Here is a 1,219-nt window from a genome sequence, read left to right as displayed (position 1 = left end):
GAAGCCGGTCGCAGCCGGCCCGCCGCCTGGCGGGGCGCCGCTGGCTTGCGAGAACTGCCGCCAGCAGCGGCACCAGCCGCAGCGCCGCGTCCGGCCGGCCGTAGGGCTGCCGCCGGTGCGGCACCAGGATTCCGGTGCGGGCGAGCCACCACACCGCGTCCGCCGTCGTTTGCGGATCCTCGGTGCTGAGCGCCGCGCAGAGTGGGGTGGTGATGGGGTCGAGCTGGTCAGTCAGCTCCAACAGCTTCGCCGCGTACGACGGCAGCCCGGCCAGCGCGTGTTCTCGTATCCAAGCAGCGCCCGCCGTCCCGGGCTCGGTCAGCGCCGCGAGCAGATCATGGCGGCCGGCGCCGAGCCGGCCCAGCGCATCACCGGCGAGATGCACCAGGGCCGGCCATCCCGCCGTCAGGTCGTACACCCGATAGGCCAGCTCGGGATCGGCCGAGCCGTGCTCGTCGCGGAGCACTCGGGCCACCGCCTCCGGGGCGAGGGCGAGATCGCGGGGCCCCCGTTCGGCGCACGGGCTGGGCAGCGCCGCGGTGGCCGCCGCACCGAGCGGGCGGCGGCCGGCCAGCAGGATCCGCGCCGGGCCGGACAGCGCCCGCAGCAGCCGTACCTGGTCGCGCGATGCCAGCCGATCCAGGTCATCGATCGCGAGACAGCCGGTCGTGACGTCCGGCGGCGACCCGACCAGGTCAGCCGCCGAGTAGTAGGAGACCGGGCCGTCGGCCTCCAGAGCGGTGGACTTGCCGTAACCGGCGGCCGCCACGATCAGAAGGCACGCCGGTCGTGGTGTCTGCTGTGCAGCAGGTGCCATCCCGCCCCCTTTTGCGGCCTTGAGGGAAGGTAGCGCAACCATGACCGGCCAGAAGTCGTCCATTCGACACGTGCCGATGTATCAGCCACCAGGTTTTCGGCGACCGGACCATAGGGGTCACTTCAGCGCGGCCCTCCGCTCAGCCGGCCGCCGAACATGCCGAATGGGAGAACGTGGGGGGCAACAACACAGGTGGTGGCGTGCCGTATTATATCTTTTAATGTAGGTTCACCAATATTTAATTGAGATACAAGTGTTGAAATATTAACATTTGATAACGTGTTTTTGAGTTTAACGGAACCTATATCTTGTGCAGTTAAATCTAATTGATGAAGCATGCGAAGCTCACGCTATGCCGACATTCGTCTCCAAGTTTAGTTAAGGGTTCTTCTCAACATCAAT

General features: G+C 66.4%; 1 pseudogene. It reads right to left on the bottom strand.

The window, feature by feature from the left end:
• Positions 1 to 769: pseudogene (locus AB0M20_RS44540) on the bottom strand (hypothetical protein); the annotation flags it as partial.
• Positions 770 to 1,219 lie beyond the last annotated feature (450 nt).

Source organism: Actinoplanes sp. NPDC051633 (genome assembly GCF_040681735.1).
Classification (GTDB): Bacteria; Actinomycetota; Actinomycetes; order Mycobacteriales; family Micromonosporaceae; genus Actinoplanes.
The sequence above is the reverse complement of the archived record's forward strand: the minus strand, read 5'-3'. Positions and strand labels throughout refer to the sequence as shown.